The organism is Citrobacter sp. RHBSTW-00524 (assembly GCF_013747755.1).
GTDB classification, from domain to species: Bacteria; Pseudomonadota; Gammaproteobacteria; order Enterobacterales; family Enterobacteriaceae; genus Citrobacter; species Citrobacter braakii.
On record NZ_CP056421.1, the window covers coordinates 4221918 to 4239290 of the forward strand.

The 17373-nt window shown below is 51.2% G+C and carries 13 protein-coding genes, 2 tRNA genes and 3 rRNA genes; 7 read left to right on the forward strand and 11 right to left on the reverse strand.

All coding sequences use genetic code 11. The features are described 5' to 3' along the window. Positions 1–55: 55 nt before the first annotated feature. Positions 56–523 carry a ribonuclease HI gene (rnhA, locus tag HV229_RS20400; RefSeq protein ID WP_016151805.1) on the forward strand — a complete coding sequence of 156 codons (468 nt, stop codon included), beginning with the start codon at positions 56–58 and terminating at the stop codon, positions 521–523. Here rnhA and HV229_RS20405 read toward each other — a convergent pair. After that, positions 520–1242, reverse strand: a complete 723-nt coding sequence (locus HV229_RS20405) for a class I SAM-dependent methyltransferase (RefSeq protein WP_181546255.1) — start codon at positions 1240–1242, stop codon at positions 520–522. The genes rnhA and HV229_RS20405 overlap by 4 nt on opposite strands. 33 nt (positions 1243–1275) lie before the next feature. On the opposite strand from HV229_RS20405, the gene gloB reads away from it, so the two are divergent. Both gloB and mltD read left to right on the forward strand, forming a co-directional pair. Beyond that, positions 1276–2031 carry a hydroxyacylglutathione hydrolase gene (gene gloB, locus HV229_RS20410; RefSeq protein ID WP_046274999.1) on the forward strand — a complete coding sequence of 252 codons (756 nt, stop codon included), beginning with the start codon at positions 1276–1278 and terminating at the stop codon, positions 2029–2031. A gap of 71 nt (positions 2032–2102) precedes the next feature. Further along, the gene (gene mltD, locus HV229_RS20415) at positions 2103–3461 is read left to right on the forward strand and encodes a murein transglycosylase D (protein ID WP_029139416.1); all 1359 of its coding nucleotides are present in this window, start codon (positions 2103–2105) and stop codon (positions 3459–3461) included. A gap of 49 nt (positions 3462–3510) precedes the next feature. Here the strand turns inward: mltD and HV229_RS20420 are convergent, their stop codons facing one another. From HV229_RS20420 to HV229_RS20430, 3 genes are all read right to left on the reverse strand, one after another. Next, on the reverse strand, positions 3511–4281 hold the full coding sequence (locus HV229_RS20420; protein ID WP_181546257.1) for a class I SAM-dependent methyltransferase: 771 nt from the start codon (positions 4279–4281) through the stop codon (positions 3511–3513). A gap of 76 nt (positions 4282–4357) precedes the next feature. Continuing rightward, complete coding sequence (locus HV229_RS20425) at positions 4358–5158, reverse strand: endonuclease/exonuclease/phosphatase family protein (RefSeq protein WP_029139415.1); 801 nt, start codon at positions 5156–5158, stop codon at positions 4358–4360. A 131-nt stretch (positions 5159–5289) separates the two neighbouring features. Then, positions 5290–6465, reverse strand: a complete 1176-nt coding sequence (locus tag HV229_RS20430; RefSeq protein ID WP_103284442.1) for an MFS transporter — start codon at positions 6463–6465, stop codon at positions 5290–5292. A gap of 104 nt (positions 6466–6569) precedes the next feature. On the opposite strand from HV229_RS20430, the gene yafC reads away from it, so the two are divergent. After that, positions 6570–7484 (forward strand): DNA-binding transcriptional regulator YafC, encoded by a 915-nt coding sequence (gene yafC, locus HV229_RS20435; protein WP_016155740.1) that lies wholly within the window; start codon positions 6570–6572, stop codon positions 7482–7484. A 20-nt stretch (positions 7485–7504) separates the two neighbouring features. Here the strand turns inward: yafC and dkgB are convergent, their stop codons facing one another. From dkgB to gmhB, 7 genes are all read right to left on the reverse strand, one after another. Then, positions 7505–8308: a 2,5-didehydrogluconate reductase DkgB gene (gene dkgB / locus HV229_RS20440; RefSeq protein ID WP_019076057.1), complete on the reverse strand. Its 804-nt coding sequence runs from the start codon at positions 8306–8308 to the stop codon at positions 7505–7507. A 164-nt stretch (positions 8309–8472) separates the two neighbouring features. Then, a tRNA-Asp gene (locus HV229_RS20445) sits at positions 8473–8549 on the reverse strand. A 55-nt stretch (positions 8550–8604) separates the two neighbouring features. After that, positions 8605–8720, reverse strand: a 5S ribosomal RNA gene (gene rrf, locus HV229_RS20450). A gap of 98 nt (positions 8721–8818) precedes the next feature. Continuing rightward, positions 8819–11725 (reverse strand): 23S ribosomal RNA (locus HV229_RS20455). 220 nt (positions 11726–11945) lie between these two features. Continuing rightward, positions 11946–12021 (reverse strand) — tRNA-Glu (locus HV229_RS20460). An 85-nt stretch (positions 12022–12106) separates the two neighbouring features. Then, positions 12107–13648 (reverse strand): 16S ribosomal RNA (locus HV229_RS20465). The 16S, 23S and 5S rRNA genes sit together here with 2 tRNA genes alongside, the layout of an rRNA operon. 364 nt (positions 13649–14012) lie before the next feature. After that, entirely contained in the window at positions 14013–14579 is a 567-nt protein-coding gene (gmhB, locus tag HV229_RS20470; RefSeq protein WP_016151783.1) for a D-glycero-beta-D-manno-heptose 1,7-bisphosphate 7-phosphatase, read from the reverse strand. Positions 14580–14768: 189 nt separating this feature from the next. Between gmhB and metN the strand changes: the two genes are divergently transcribed. The 3 genes from metN to metQ are packed head-to-tail and all read left to right on the forward strand — an operon-like array spanning position 14769 to position 17306. Continuing rightward, positions 14769–15800 carry a methionine ABC transporter ATP-binding protein MetN gene (metN, locus tag HV229_RS20475; RefSeq protein ID WP_142418032.1) on the forward strand — a complete coding sequence of 344 codons (1032 nt, stop codon included), beginning with the start codon at positions 14769–14771 and terminating at the stop codon, positions 15798–15800. Further along, on the forward strand, positions 15793–16446 hold the full coding sequence (locus HV229_RS20480) for a methionine ABC transporter permease MetI (RefSeq protein WP_016151781.1): 654 nt from the start codon (positions 15793–15795) through the stop codon (positions 16444–16446). The genes metN and HV229_RS20480 overlap by 8 nt, the downstream gene beginning before the upstream one ends. 44 nt (positions 16447–16490) lie before the next feature. Continuing rightward, entirely contained in the window at positions 16491–17306 is an 816-nt protein-coding gene (gene metQ, locus HV229_RS20485) for a methionine ABC transporter substrate-binding lipoprotein MetQ (RefSeq protein WP_047417107.1), read from the forward strand. Positions 17307–17373: the final 67 nt, after the last annotated feature.

Consider the following 17373-nt stretch of genomic DNA (forward strand, 5'->3'; position numbering starts at 1 on the left):
TTATGTCAGACTTATCGTTTGATTTCGATTTGCTAAAACAGGAAGTCTACCAGAGATGCTTAAACAGGTAGAGATTTTCACCGATGGTTCTTGCCTGGGAAATCCAGGGCCAGGTGGTTATGGGGCGATTTTACGCTATCGCGGGCGCGAAAAAACCTTTAGCGAAGGCTACAACCTCACCACCAATAATCGCATGGAGCTGATGGCGGCAATCGTTGCGCTGGAAGCCCTGAAAGAACAGTGTGAAGTGATACTCAGCACGGACAGCCAGTATGTGCGCCAGGGCATTACGCAGTGGATCCACAACTGGAAGAAGCGCGGCTGGAAAACAGCAGATAAAAAACCAGTGAAGAACGTCGATCTGTGGAAACGTCTGGATACCGCGCTGGGGCCGCATCAAATCAAATGGGAATGGGTTAAAGGCCATGCGGGCCATCCGGAAAACGAACGCTGTGATGAGCTTGCGCGCGCTGCTGCAATGCGTCCCACTCAGGATGATATTGGGTATCAGGCGGAGGCTTAAGCGTCCGGTTTACGGTATTGCCGGGTTGCGCCAACGGCCTGGCGGATAGGCGTTTTGCTTTTATTTTGTTTCATCGGGTTGAGCGTAAGCGGAATGGTTCGCTTACGCGCAACCACCAGTTGCAAACAGCCCAGCGCAGGGATATGGGCGCTTAACATTTTCCCGCCCTTCTTGTTCCAGGGCAGGACATGAAAACGGCTATAGTGCGGTACTTCAAAATTCAACAATGAGAGCCAGTCCAACTGCCGCATGAGGGTAAACATCCGGCTGTTGTAGGGCGATGTTTTACGCAATACGGGCACCAGTTTACGCAATCCCATCAGACTTACCGGGTTAAAGCCGCTCAGAATCAACCAACCGTCATCAATAAGCACGCGATCGGCTTCATGCAATAAGCGATGTGGATCGGAACACCACGGCAGCGTATGAGCCAACAAACAAACATCCACGGACTTATCGGCAAAGGGCAGATGTAAAGGATCGGCAGTCACCTGCATGGGAGCGCCTTGCAAAGAAACATTTACCTGATGAGAAACCGCGCACGCTTCGGAATTGATTTCTGCGCTTAAATTACCAATCTTAAGCAGATGAAATCCGTACATTTTTGCGAACCACGGGTTAAGCTGATGCTCCAGCGCCTGACGATAGTGTTCGCCCCAGGGCAAATCATCCCAACTAACGGGCGCTACGACAGTTTGAGGGATCCTTGCCGGTTTCATCACAACCTTCCGTTACGCATTGAGAGATAATCTATGAATCTTAACAGTATTCCTGCATTTCAGGACAATTACATCTGGGTCCTGTCGAATAATGACAAACATTGTCTGATTGTGGACCCGGGTGAAGCAGAACCTGTTCTGAAAGCTATTGCAGAACATAACTGGGTTCCCGAGGCCATTCTGCTGACACATCATCATCAGGATCACGTGGGCGGCGTGAAAGAACTTCTGCAACATTTCCCACAAATAGCGGTATACGGACCGGCTGAAACGCAAGATAAGGGAACGACGCATATAGTCGAAGATGGCGATATTGCACTCGTTTTGGGGCATGAATTTACGGTAATTGCTACGCCGGGTCACACTTTAGGACATATCTGTTACTTTAGCCACCCTTACCTGTTTTGCGGCGACACGCTCTTCTCCGGTGGCTGCGGTCGGCTTTTTGAAGGCACAGCATCTCAAATGTATCAATCACTTAAAAAACTAAACGCACTTCCTGACGATACATTGATTTGTTGCGCACATGAGTACACATTAGCAAACATGAAGTTTGCCTTAAGCATTCTTCCGCACGATCCGTTCATAAATGAATATTATCGTAAAGTTAATGAGTTACGCGTAAAAAAACAAATGACACTCCCCGTAATTCTGAAAAATGAGCGACGAAATAATCTTTTTTTAAGAACAGAAGATATTGATTTAATTAATGAAATAAATAAAAAAACAATATTGCAACAACCTGAAGAGCGTTTTGCCTGGTTAAGGTCAAAGAAAGATACGTTCTGACAATTGCGGGTTGCCTTTTGAAAACTTCGCCGTTATGATCGGTCGTCTTTTAAGCAACTATTGACACACACATGAAGGCAAAAGCGATATTACTCGCCTCTGTCCTGCTTGTTGGGTGCCAGAATACTGGTAACGTCCAACAACACGCACAGAGCCTTTCTGCAGCTGGTCAAGGGGAAGCAGGAAAGTTTACAAGTCAGGCGCGATGGATGGACGACGGAACATCTATCGCTGCTGATCAAGATTTGTGGGCTTTCATTGGTGACGAGCTAAAGATGGGAATTCCGGAAAACAACCGGATTCGCGAACAGAAACAGAAGTATTTACGCAATAAGAGCTATCTCCACGATGTAACTTTACGGGCAGAGCCGTATATGTACTGGATAGCCGGGCAGGTTAAGAAACGTAACATGCCAATGGAACTGGTACTACTACCCATAGTGGAGAGCGCTTTTGATCCTCACGCAACGTCTGGCGCCAATGCCGCAGGTATTTGGCAGATCATTCCGAGCACGGGGCGCAATTATGGTTTAAAACAGACCCGCAATTATGATGCACGTCGCGACGTTGTGGCTTCCACCACCGCCGCACTGGACATGATGCAGCGTCTGAACAAAATGTTTGATGGCGACTGGCTGCTGACCGTTGCTGCTTATAATAGCGGTGAAGGTCGTGTCATGAAGGCAATTAAAACGAACAAAGCCCGTGGTAAACCCACTGACTTCTGGTCGTTGCCATTGCCTCAGGAAACGAAGCTATATGTGCCAAAAATGCTGGCATTGAGCGATATACTCAAAAACAGCAAACGCTATGGCGTGCGTCTGCCAACAACAGACGAAAGCCGCGCGTTGGCACGTGTTCGCCTGAGTAGCCCGGTTGAAATGGCTCAGGTTGCCGATATGGCGGGTATTTCCGTCAGCAAGCTGAAAACCTTCAATGCAGGCGTGAAAGGCTCCACGTTGGGTGCCAGCGGTCCGCAATATGTGATGGTGCCAAAGAAGCATGCAGAGAAGCTGCGTGAGTCTCTGGCCTCAGGCGAAATTGCAGCCGTGCAGTCAACGTTGGTTGCGGATAACACGCCGCTGAACAGCCGTAGCTACAAAGTTCGCTCTGGCGATACGCTTTCTGGTGTCGCTTCACGTCTTGGCGTGAGCACCAATGACCTTAAGCAGTGGAATAATCTGCGCGGGTCATCGCTGAAAGTAGGCCAAAATCTGACGGTGGGCGCTGGTACCAGCGCACAGCGACTGGCGAACAACAGCGATAGCATCACCTATCGTGTGCGTAAAGGCGACTCGCTCTCGAGCATTGCCAAACGCCACGGGGTTAACATCAAGGATGTGATGCGCTGGAACAGCGATACGAACAATCTGCAGCCAGGCGATCAGCTAACGTTGTTTGTGAAAAACAGCGGTATGCCGGACTCCTGATAGCATTGTAGAAATGAAGGCACTGGTTTCCCCCCAGTGCCTTTTTTATTTATCCCGCTTTATGTGCTTCAACCATTATCGTATCGCTGGTAAACGAGCCATCTTCCTGTAACGCAAAATAGGCTTTCACTTCCGCAGAAGCACTTTGTTGGTATACACGGATCGCGTCGCTCAATGCTGCAGGCGTGCGCATCCGCGCCACCCACGAACTGAACTCCAGCGGCAGACGATCGGTTAACAAGGTATCGGCAATCAGATTGGCGTCATTGATTAACGACAGCCATTCTCCGCTGGAATAGTTGCGTACGTGCGAGGTATCGCGTAACGCCTCCACAGTTTGCAACCAGATGTCACGTACAGGATGGCCTGGCGACATCACATCCATCACAATCAGCACGCCGCCGGGCTTCAGAACGCGGTTCACTTCTCGCAACGCACGCCCGACATCATGCCAGTGATGCGCGGAATAGCGGCTAATCACCACGTCAAATACGTTATCTTCAAACGGCAGGCTTTCAGCATAACCCTGTCGTGTGGCGATATTCTCCAGACCTCTGTCCTTTGCCGCTTCAGTGACCACGTCAAGCATCTGCGACGATAAATCATATGCCACTACCTGCTTTGCGTATTGCGCGGCCACAAAGCTGGCATGCCCCGCTCCGCATCCCATATCCAACACGCGGGCCTGCGGAAATGCCTGCAACCTTTCCCCCAGACGTTGCAAGTCACGACCAGAGGCGTGCACCGCACTGGTTAAGTAGGCATTAGCCTGAGAGCCAAACTGTTTTTCGACGTTGTCATGATGAGAGCGTGTTGTCATTGTGTTGTCCTTCGGTTGTTGTGAAATATGAAGGGCAACCATCACAGGCCTGCCCTACGGCAGACCTGACACACCGTTATTGTTCAGGTTTGCCGGGACTGAATTCAACGAGTAGCGGATTGTGGTCGGAGGCGCGTGTGACCAGCACAGAGGCCTCACTCACGTTCAGACCGCGATAGAACACAAAATCGAGAGGACGACCAAACGCGCGGCGGCGCTGATCGTCGGTAAAGCGCACCTGGCGCAGCGACATTTCACGCGCAAAGCGGTACAGCGCATTCATCCGTCGACGGCTCCAGGCATTAAAATCGCCGGCCATAATCACCGGACCGCTGTGATGAGCAATCTGATCGCCAATGGGAAGTAACTGCTTACTATAGACATCAACGCCAAGGCTAAAGTTAACCGCGTGGATATTCACCACCATTAACAACCGAGTGTCAGGCAACGGGTACACCGTCACCAGCGCCGATTTCGCCAGCCGTAAAATAGGCTCACGCTCGCGCAATGGGCAGCAGTAAACAGGATGGGCGGAGGAGAGTGTCATAACGCCAGAGGGGTGCTGAGGCAGCACAAATGCGGGAACCTGGTCGGCAGCGAGATAGTTAGTGGTCGCAAACTGCACCAGTTCTGGTGTGGTTTGCGCTTCCTGCAATAACACCAGATGCGCGTCTTTGCCAAAATTCTTCAGCACCGACTGCCACTCTGCTCGCTGCTGTTTAAAAATATTCCATACCAGCACGCGAATGCGATCTTCACTGCTCAACGGTACGCCTGCGGGTAATGCCTGGCCAATATGCGCAAACGAGCCCGGCGGTAAAATCCGCTCGGCGGGTTGACCGGCAACATAACGCATGGCATAGGTGTTTTTTCGCACTTTAGACTTTCAAACCTCTGTAACGTCAACCAGTCCGCAGCCGGACTGGTTCTTCTGTTATAGGGATTTTAGCACTCACTTTCAACGAACAATTGCAGTTTGTTTTGTAAGTGGGCGCTTACATCAATGATTTACCCCAGAGCAACGTGCGTGGGCTTATCAAGACGGCCGCTCAGCCCCATCAGCAGGAAAGCCACCAGAACAATAAGTGCGCCAATCCATGGTGTCTGCGCCAACCCATAATGCTCGACCGTTTGTCCGCCAATCACGGAACCCAGTGCAATACCAATGTTAAACGCTGCAATGTTCAGCCCTGACGCCACATCAACAGCATTGGGCGTAAATTGTTCCGCTTTCTGTACCACGTAGACCTGCAATCCTGGTACGTTACCGAAGGCAAAGATCCCCATCACCAGAATGGTAGCCAGCGCGGCGTACTGCGTGGAAGCCGTCAGTTGGAAGACCATCAGCAGAACAAACAGCGCGGCAAAAATGAATTTCAATGCAGGAACCGCACCATGCTTATCCGCCAGCTTACCACCCCAGATATTGCCGATAGCAACTGATACCCCGTAACCCAGTAAGATCCAGCTTACCGCTGCCGGGGAGAAGCCCGCCAGATCCTGCATCATCGGTGCCAGGAAGGTGAAAGCTGTGAACACACCACCGTAGCCCAATGCCGTAACGGCGTAAATCAGCAACAGACGAGGATGAGTCAGCACTTTCACCTGGTCGCGAATGCTGGCGGCCGCTCGACCAGGAATGTTAGCCGGGATCAGCAGTTGACTACTAATCAGCGCAATCACGCCTAACATTGATACTGCCAGGAAAGTCTCACGCCAGCCAAAGTGCTGGCCGATAAACGTACCCAGCGGCACGCCCGTGACCAACGCAACGGTTAAGCCACCGAACATAATAGCGATAGCGGAAGCCGCTTTTTCTTTTGGCACCAGACTTGTCGCGATAGTGGAACCAATCGAGAAGAATACGCCGTGAGCCAGCCCCGTCAGCAGACGGGCGACAATAAGTGTCATATACCCGGGTGCCTGCCATGCCAGTAAATTCCCCGCCGTAAACAGGACCATCAGCGCGACAAGCAACTTTTTACGTGGCAGGCTTCCGGTCAGAGCGGTCAGCACTGGTGCGCCAATCGCCACACCCAGCGCATAGATTGAAACCAGCATCCCAGCTGAAGGTAACGAGATTGCCAGTTGTTGAGCAATGGTCGGCACCAGGCCAACAATCACAAACTCAGTCGTGCCAATAGCGAAGGCACTTATTGTTAGTGCAAATAATGCGAGAGGCATAAATAACTCCGTAACATCAGTAATCAGATGACACGCAGTATGCCGGGATGTTTTAATAACAAAAACATTCAAAATCTCAATATAATTTTGCGTCAGGTGCAAAAATGAAAGCAACCTCTGAAGAACTTGCGATTTTTGTGGCCGTTGTGGAAAGCGGCAGCTTCAGCCGGGCGGCAGAACAACTCGGTCAGGCTAATTCCGCAGTCAGTCGGGCAGTAAAAAAGCTGGAGATGAAATTGGGTGTGAGTCTGCTTAATCGAACGACCCGACAGCTAAGCCTGACAGAAGAAGGAGAACGCTACTTCAGGCGTGTGCAGCAGATACTGCAAGAGATGGCAGCAGCAGAAACGGAAATCATGGAGTCACGCAATACCCCGCGCGGCCTGTTGCGTATCGACGCGGCAACGCCGGTGATGCTGCATTTCCTGATGCCGCTAATCAAACCGTTCCGTGAGCGATATCCTGAGATGACGTTGTCTCTTGTCTCCTCAGAAACGTTCATCAATCTTATTGAACGAAAAGTGGATGTCGCGATACGAGCAGGTACGCTGACTGACTCAAGCCTGCGTGCGCGTCCGTTGTTTACCAGCTATCGTAAGATTATTGCCTCACCGGACTATATTGCCCGTTTTGGCAAGCCTGAGACTGTCGAACAGTTAAAGCAGCATCTGTGTCTGGGGTTTTCCGAACCCGTTTCACTCAATACCTGGCCGATTGCCCGTAGCGACGGACAGCTCCATGAGGTCGAATGTGGGATTTCTTCCAACAGCGGGGAAACGTTAAAACAGCTTTGCCTGAGCGGCAATGGTATCGCATGTCTTTCAGATTATATGATTGATAAAGAGATCGCGCGGGGAGAACTGGTGGAGCTGCTGGCCGATAAACGTCTGCCGGTAGAAATGCCTTTCAGCGCCGTTTACTACAGCGATCGTGCGGTCAGTACACGCATTCGGGCATTTATAGACTTTTTAAGTGAGTATATAAGAACAGCTCCCGAAGGAGCTGTGAAAGAGGGTTAAAGGTACAGAGGGTCGGGCAATTAATCCCAATCAGGGGCCAGACCTTCCGGGCTGACCAGACGATCGTTGCAGTCCAGTGCCGCGATCGCTTTTTTATCTTCAGTATCCAGATGCAGGTCCAGCGCCAGCAGGTTGCTTGCCAGGTTTTCACGCTTGGTAGATGAAGGGATCACGGAGTAACCTTCATCCATTGCCCATGCCAGAATAACCTGCGCCGGGGTCGCGTTATGTTTAGCGGCAATGCGTGCAATCACTTCATCTTTTAGCGCCTTACCGTAAGCCAGCGTCATGTAAGAGGTGATGTGGATACCGTGCGCTTTAGCCCAGTCAACCACCTTACGACTCTGCAGATACGGAGACAGCTCAATCTGGTTGGTCGCGATATTGTCTGCACCGACTGTAGCAATGGCTTTTTCCATCAGCGGAATAGTGAAGTTTGAGATACCAATTTCGCGAGTCAGCCCCTGCTCTTTCGCTTCAAGCAGCGCCTGCATAAACTCTTCAACGGATACCGCATCGCCCGGAGATGGCCAGTGGATCAGCGTCAAATCAACATAATCCGTACGCAGTTTCTTCAGACTTTCTTTCAGACTTGGGATCAGTTTGTCTTTGCTGAGATTTTCAATCCAGATCTTGGTGGTGATGTACAACTCGTTACGCGGTACGCCACTTTCGGCAATTGCCTGACCAACAGCCGCTTCATTTTCATAGATTTGCGCAGTGTCGACAGCACGGTAGCCCAGCTCAAGCGCCGTTTTGACAGAAGCGATAACCACGTCGTCTTTCAGGCGAAACGTACCTAAACCAAATGCAGGGATAGTCATAGAATTCCTCTTTTTAATCACTATGTTCGTTAACTGAGAGGATTATGACCATCAGTTCTTTGCCGAAAAAGAGTGAAAAATGCAGAGGATTTTTGCGGATTCAGCAATAATTAAATCGCTGGAAAAGAAAAAGCCCTGAGCGTTAGCTCAGGGCTTTTAATAAGTGGCGGAACGGACGGGACTCGAACCCGCGACCCCCTGCGTGACAGGCAGGTATTCTAACCAACTGAACTACCGCTCCACCGAATTTCTTTGTCACTACCCGGATTATTCATCCCGGTTTACTGCAATTTGATGCCTGGCAGTTCCCTACTCTCGCATGGGGAGACCCCACACTACCATCGGCGCTACGGCGTTTCACTTCTGAGTTCGGCATGGGGTCAGGTGGGACCACCGCGCTACAGCCGCCAGACAAATTCTGTTTATCAACACACCTCTCAGGTCTGTCGATGTAATCTGTAATCAAGCTGAATTTCGATGTCTCTTTCGCCAAAACACCTTCGGCGTTGTAAGGTTAAGCCTCACGGTTCATTAGTATCGGTTAGCTCAACGTATCGCTACGCTTACACACCCGACCTATCAACGTCGTCGTCTTCAACGTTCCTTCAGGACCCTTAAAGGGTCAGGGAGAACTCATCTCGGGGCAAGTTTCGTGCTTAGATGCTTTCAGCACTTATCTCTTCCGCATTTAGCTACCGGGCAATGCCATTGGCATGACAACCCGAACACCAGTGATGCGTCCACTCCGGTCCTCTCGTACTAGGAGCAGCCCCCCTCAATTCTCCAGCGCCCACGGCAGATAGGGACCGAACTGTCTCACGACGTTCTAAACCCAGCTCGCGTACCACTTTAAATGGCGAACAGCCATACCCTTGGGACCTACTTCAGCCCCAGGATGTGATGAGCCGACATCGAGGTGCCAAACACCGCCGTCGATATGAACTCTTGGGCGGTATCAGCCTGTTATCCCCGGAGTACCTTTTATCCGTTGAGCGATGGCCCTTCCATTCAGAACCACCGGATCACTAAGACCTGCTTTCGCACCTGCTCGAGCCGTCACTCTCGCAGTCAAGCTAGCTTATGCCTTTGCACTAACCTCCTGATGTCCGACCAGGATTAGCTAACCTTCGTGCTCCTCCGTTACTCTTTAGGAGGAGACCGCCCCAGTCAAACTACCCACCAGACACTGTCCGCAACCCGGATCACGGGTCTACGTTAGAACACCAGCCATTAAAGGGTGGTATTTCAAGGTTGGCTCCATGCAGACTGGCGTCCACACTTCAAAGCCTCCCACCTATCCTACACATCAAGGACCAGTGTTCAGTGTCAAGCTATAGTAAAGGTTCACGGGGTCTTTCCGTCTTGCCGCGGGTACACTGCATCTTCACAGCGAGTTCAATTTCACTGAGTCTCGGGTGGAGACAGCCTGGCCATCATTACGCCATTCGTGCAGGTCGGAACTTACCCGACAAGGAATTTCGCTACCTTAGGACCGTTATAGTTACGGCCGCCGTTTACCGGGGCTTCGATCAAGAGCTTCTCCTTACGGATAACCCCATCAATTAACCTTCCGGCACCGGGCAGGCGTCACACCGTATACGTCCACTTTCGTGTTTGCACAGTGCTGTGTTTTTAATAAACAGTTGCAGCCAGCTGGTATCTTCGACTGATTTCAGCTCCATGAGTAAATCACTTCACCTACATATCAGCGTGCCTTCTCCCGAAGTTACGGCACCATTTTGCCTAGTTCCTTCACCCGAGTTCTCTCAAGCGCCTTGGTATTCTCTACCTGACCACCTGTGTCGGTTTGGGGTACGATTTCGTGTTACCTGATGCTTAGAGGCTTTTCCTGGAAGCAGGGCATTTGTTACTTCAGCACCGTAGTGCCTCGTCATCACACCTCAGCGTTAGCAAGACTCCGGATTTACCTGGAATCTCCGCCTACATGCTTAAACCGGGACAACCGTCGCCCGGCTAACATAGCCTTCTCCGTCCCCCCCTCGCAGTAACACCAAGTACAGGAATATTAACCTGTTTCCCATCGACTACGCCTTTCGGCCTCGCCTTAGGGGTCGACTCACCCTGCCCCGATTAACGTTGGACAGGAACCCTTGGTCTTCCGGCGTGCGGGTTTTTCACCCGCATTATCGTTACTTATGTCAGCATTCGCACTTCTGATACCTCCAGCATGCCTCACAGCACACCTTCAACGGCTTACAGAACGCTCCCCTACCCAACAACACATAGTGTCGCTGCCGCAGCTTCGGTGCATGGTTTAGCCCCGTTACATCTTCCGCGCAGGCCGACTCGACCAGTGAGCTATTACGCTTTCTTTAAATGATGGCTGCTTCTAAGCCAACATCCTGGCTGTCTGTGCCTTCCCACATCGTTTCCCACTTAACCATGACTTTGGGACCTTAGCTGGCGGTCTGGGTTGTTTCCCTCTTCACGACGGACGTTAGCACCCGCCGTGTGTCTCCCGTGATAACATTCTTCGGTATTCGCAGTTTGCATCGGGTTGGTAAGTCGGGATGACCCCCTAGCCGAAACAGTGCTCTACCCCCGAAGATGAGTTCACGAGGCGCTACCTAAATAGCTTTCGGGGAGAACCAGCTATCTCCCGGTTTGATTGGCCTTTCACCCCCAGCCACAAGTCATCCGCTAATTTTTCAACATTAGTCGGTTCGGTCCTCCAGTTAGTGTTACCCAACCTTCAACCTGCCCATGGCTAGATCACCGGGTTTCGGGTCTATACCCTGCAACTTAACGCCCAGTTAAGACTCGGTTTCCCTTCGGCTCCCCTATTCGGTTAACCTTGCTACAGAATATAAGTCGCTGACCCATTATACAAAAGGTACGCAGTCACCCCATAAAGAGGCTCCCACTGCTTGTACGTACACGGTTTCAGGTTCTTTTTCACTCCCCTCGCCGGGGTTCTTTTCGCCTTTCCCTCACGGTACTGGTTCACTATCGGTCAGTCAGGAGTATTTAGCCTTGGAGGATGGTCCCCCCATATTCAGACAGGATACCACGTGTCCCGCCCTACTCTTCGAGTTCACAACACATGCACTTTTGTGTACGGGACTATCACCCTGTACCGTCGGACTTTCCAGACCGTTCCACTACCACACATGCTGATTCAGACTCTGGGCTGCTCCCCGTTCGCTCGCCGCTACTGGGGGAATCTCGGTTGATTTCTTTTCCTCGGGGTACTTAGATGTTTCAGTTCCCCCGGTTCGCTTCATTACGCTATGTATTCACGTAATGATAGTGTGACGAATCACACTGGGTTTCCCCATTCGGAAATCGCCGGTTATAACGGTTCATATCACCTTACCGACGCTTATCGCAGATTAGCACGTCCTTCATCGCCTCTGACTGCCAGGGCATCCACCGTGTACGCTTAGTCGCTTAACCTCACAACCCGAAGATGTTTCGTAAAACACTTCAGTGTTGCGAAAATTTGAGAGACTCGGACACACCGCTTTTCATTTCTTGTTTACGGAGAAATGAAACAGTGTGTCGTTTCAATTTTCAGCTTGATCCAGATTTTTAAAGAGCAAATATCTCAAACGAGACTCGAAAGTCTGTTTTGAGATACTTCGGTCGGCGACTTTCACTCACACATACCAGCAAGTGGCGTCCCCTAGGGGATTCGAACCCCTGTTACCGCCGTGAAAGGGCGGTGTCCTGGGCCTCTAGACGAAGGGGACACTGAAGTCTCAATCGCAAGACGCCTTGCTATTTACTTTTCATCAGACAATCTGTGTGAGCACTACAAAGAACGTTTCTTTAAGGTAAGGAGGTGATCCAACCGCAGGTTCCCCTACGGTTACCTTGTTACGACTTCACCCCAGTCATGAATCACAAAGTGGTAAGCGCCCTCCCGAAGGTTAAGCTACCTACTTCTTTTGCAACCCACTCCCATGGTGTGACGGGCGGTGTGTACAAGGCCCGGGAACGTATTCACCGTGGCATTCTGATCCACGATTACTAGCGATTCCGACTTCATGGAGTCGAGTTGCAGACTCCAATCCGGACTACGACATACTTTATGAGGTCCGCTTGCTCTCGCGAGGTCGCTTCTCTTTGTATATGCCATTGTAGCACGTGTGTAGCCCTACTCGTAAGGGCCATGATGACTTGACGTCATCCCCACCTTCCTCCAGTTTATCACTGGCAGTCTCCTTTGAGTTCCCGGCCGAACCGCTGGCAACAAAGGATAAGGGTTGCGCTCGTTGCGGGACTTAACCCAACATTTCACAACACGAGCTGACGACAGCCATGCAGCACCTGTCTCAGAGTTCCCGAAGGCACCAAAGCATCTCTGCTAAGTTCTCTGGATGTCAAGAGTAGGTAAGGTTCTTCGCGTTGCATCGAATTAAACCACATGCTCCACCGCTTGTGCGGGCCCCCGTCAATTCATTTGAGTTTTAACCTTGCGGCCGTACTCCCCAGGCGGTCGACTTAACGCGTTAGCTCCGGAAGCCACGCCTCAAGGGCACAACCTCCAAGTCGACATCGTTTACGGCGTGGACTACCAGGGTATCTAATCCTGTTTGCTCCCCACGCTTTCGCACCTGAGCGTCAGTCTTTGTCCAGGGGGCCGCCTTCGCCACCGGTATTCCTCCAGATCTCTACGCATTTCACCGCTACACCTGGAATTCTACCCCCCTCTACAAGACTCTAGCCTGCCAGTTTCGGATGCAGTTCCCAGGTTGAGCCCGGGGATTTCACATCCGACTTGACAGACCGCCTGCGTGCGCTTTACGCCCAGTAATTCCGATTAACGCTTGCACCCTCCGTATTACCGCGGCTGCTGGCACGGAGTTAGCCGGTGCTTCTTCTGCGAGTAACGTCAATTGCTGCGGTTATTAACCACAACACCTTCCTCCTCGCTGAAAGTACTTTACAACCCGAAGGCCTTCTTCATACACGCGGCATGGCTGCATCAGGCTTGCGCCCATTGTGCAATATTCCCCACTGCTGCCTCCCGTAGGAGTCTGGACCGTGTCTCAGTTCCAGTGTGGCTGGTCATCCTCTCAGACCAGCTAGGGATCGTCGCCTAGGTGAGCCGTTACCCCACCTACTAGCTAATCCCATCTGGGCACATCCGATGGCAAGAGGCCCGAAGGTCCCCCTCTTTGGTCTTGCGACGTTATGCGGTATTAGCTACCGTTTCCAGTAGTTATCCCCCTCCATCGGGCAGTTTCCCAGACATTACTCACCCGTCCGCCACTCGTCACCCAAGGAGCAAGCTCCTCTGTGCTACCGTTCGACTTGCATGTGTTAGGCCTGCCGCCAGCGTTCAATCTGAGCCATGATCAAACTCTTCAATTTAAGTTTGATGCTCGTGAATTAAACTTCGTAATGAATTACGTGTTCACTCAGAGACTTGGTATTCATTTTTCGTCTTGCGACGTTAAGAATCCGTATCTTCGAGTGCCCACACAGATTGTCTGATAAATTGTTAAAGAGCAGTTGCGACGCGCTTTAGCGCTCTGTCGCGAGGTGGCGTATATTACGCTTTCCTCTTTCAGAGTCAACCCTCATTTTCAGGTTTTTCTCTTCAACCGAACCGGCTGTTTGTGTGAAGTGATTCACATCCGCCGTGTCGATGGAGGCGCATTATAGGGAGTCGACTCAGGAAGACAAGCGGAAAAATGCATTTTTGTTTCAACCGCTCACCTTTTATCCATTGCGCTTACTTTTGCTGCTTTTTTATCGCCATTGGCAGGTCTGCCAGACTGTTTATGACCAAATCTGCCGCATTTTCTGCTTCCGGCGTAACAGGTTTACCCGTGCGCACCAGAACCTTCGTTCCAACATTCGCCGCTGCTGCTGCCTGCATATCTTCTATCTTGTCGCCTACCATATAGGAAGCGGCCATATCGATATGCAGGAAGTCTCGGGCGGAGATCAACATTCCAGGATGCGGTTTACGACAGTCGCAGACCTGACGATACTCTTCTACTGTGCCCTGCGGATGATGCGGGCAATAGTAGATACCATCCAAATCAACGTCGCGATCGGCCAGCGACCAGTCCATCCATTCGGTCAACGTTTCAAACTGTGCCTCAGTAAATTTGCCACGAGCGATACCAGACTGGTTTGTCACGATAATGAGCGCGTAACCCATATTTTTAAGTTCACGCATGGCATCAATAACGCCGTCGATAAACTCGAACTCGTCAATCTCATGTACGTAACCGTGGTCCACATTAATGGTGCCGTCGCGGTCGAGAAAAATTGCGGGTACAGATTTTGCCACCTTTTATAGCTCCTGAATAAGGCATGTGGCTCTAGTATCGCATGTTTCGGCGGGCAAGAAAGTGCTCATCGTGCAAAGCTAGATTGATTTAGACGTCTGGATGCCTTAACATCCATCTTGTTGACGGCTTCGACCGTCCCAGACAGACGAAAATGCCACGGCTAACTTAATTACGATAATAAATAACCAATGATTAAACTTTCGAATATCACCAAAGTGTTCCAGCAGGGGACTCGCACCATTCAGGCGCTAAATAAAGTCAGCCTGCACGTTCCTGCCGGGCAGATTTATGGCGTCATTGGCGCCTCCGGTGCCGGTAAAAGTACGCTCATTCGCTGCGTTAACTTACTTGAACGCCCAACCGAAGGCAGTGTTCAGGTTGGCGGTCAGGAGCTGACGACGCTTTCTGAATCCGAGCTGACCAAAGCTCGCCGTCAAATCGGCATGATTTTCCAACACTTTAACCTGCTCTCTTCCCGTACCGTGTTTGGCAACGTCGCGCTGCCGCTGGAACTGGATAACACGCCAAAGGAAGAGCTCAAACGCCGTGTAACAGAACTGCTGGATTTAGTCGGCCTTGGCGACAAGCACGACAGCTACCCGGCCAACCTTTCCGGTGGACAAAAACAGCGAGTGGCGATTGCGCGTGCGCTGGCCAGCAATCCAAAAGTGTTGCTGTGTGATGAAGCCACCAGCGCACTTGATCCGGCAACAACCCGCTCGATTCTGGAATTATTGAAAGACATTAACCGTCGTTTGGGACTCACCATTCTGCTGATCACCCATGAGATGGACGTTGTAAAACGCATTTGTGACTGCGTAGCGGTCATCAGTAATGGTGAGCTGATTGAGCAGGACACCGTCAGCGAAGTGTTCTCCCACCCGAAAACGCCGCTGGCACAGAAATTTATCCAGTCCACGCTACACCTGGATATCCCGGAAGATTATCTGGAACGTTTAAAAGCAAAGCCAGAAGCCGACAGCGTGCCAATGCTGCGCATGGAATTCACCGGTCATTCGGTTGATGCGCCATTACTTTCTGAGACGGCCCGTCGCTTTAACGTGAATAACAACATTATTAGCGCGCAGATGGATTACGCCGGCGGCGTGAAGTTCGGCATCATGCTGACTGAAATGCACGGCACACAGGAAGATACGCAAGCAGCCATTAACTGGTTGCAGGAACACCATGTAAAAGTAGAGGTACTGGGTTATGTCTGAGCCGATGATGTGGCTGCTGGTTCGCGGCGTATGGGAAACGCTGGCAATGACCTTTGTGTCCGGTTTTTTTGGTTTTGTGATTGGCCTGCCGGTTGGCGTGTTGCTGTACGTAACGCGGCCGGGGCAAATCATTGAGAACGCGAAGCTCTACCGCACGCTCTCTGCACTGGTGAATATTTTCCGTTCCATCCCGTTCATTATCTTGCTGGTGTGGATGATTCCGTTCACCCGCATGATCGTTGGCACCTCTATTGGGCTGCAGGCCGCTATCGTCCCGCTGACCGTCGGCGCCGCGCCGTTTATCGCCCGTATGGTGGAAAACGCGCTGCTCGAAATCCCGACCGGGCTGATTGAAGCCTCCCGTGCAATGGGCGCCACGCCGCTGCAAATTGTACGTAAGGTATTACTTCCAGAAGCACTGCCTGGACTGGTCAATGCGGCCACCATCACCCTTATCACGCTGGTGGGGTATTCCGCGATGGGCGGTGCCGTCGGTGCCGGTGGCCTTGGCCAGATTGGTTATCAGTACGGTTATATTGGCTACAACGCTACCGTCATGAATACAGTGCTGGTATTGCTCGTCATTCTGGTTTATTTAATTCAGTTATCCGGTGATCGCATCGTCCGGGCTGTCACGCACAAATAACGTTGCACACAACACTAAAAACTCATTAAGAAAAGGAAATAAGCATGGCGTTCAAATTCAAAACCTTTGCGGCAGTTGGAGCCCTGATCGGTTCTCTGGCACTTGTGGGTTGCGGTCAGGATGAAAAAGATCCTAACCACATCAAAGTGGGCGTTATTGTTGGCGCAGAGCAGCAGGTCGCAGAAGTCGCGCAGAAAGTGGCTAAAGAAAAATACGGTCTGGACGTTGAGCTGGTCACGTTTAACGATTACGTCCTGCCTAACGAAGCACTGAGCAAAGGCGATATTGATGCTAACGCCTTCCAGCACAAACCGTACCTGGATCAACAGATCAAAGATCGCGGCTACAAACTGGTTGCTGCAGGTAATACTTTTGTTTACCCGATTGCGGGCTACTCTAAAAAAATCAAATCACTGGATGAGTTGCAAGAAGGTTCTCAGGTCGCGATTCCAAACGATCCGACTAACCTTGGCCGCTCCCTGCTGCTGCTGCAAAAAGTGGGCTTAATCAAACTGAAAGAGGGTGTTGGTCTGCTGCCGACCGCGCTGGACGTGATTGAAAACCCGAAAAACCTGAAGCTGGTTGAACTGGAAGCGCCGCAGCTGCCGCGTTCCCTGGACGATGCGCAAATCGCACTGGCGGTCATCAACACGACCTACGCCAGCCAGATCGGCCTGACCCCGGCTAAAGACGGTATCTTTGTTGAAGATAAAGATTCTCCGTACGTAAACCTGATCGTGACTCGTGAAGACAATAAAGATGCTGAGAATGTGAAGAAATTCGTTCAGGCATACCAGTCTGACGAAGTGTACGAAGCAGCAAACAAAGTCTTCAACGGCGGTGCTGTTAAGGGCTGGTAATTTTAGGCTGTTTCCAGAATCTGTAATATCATCAGGACGGGCGCTTGCCCGTCTTGTCATTTATGCA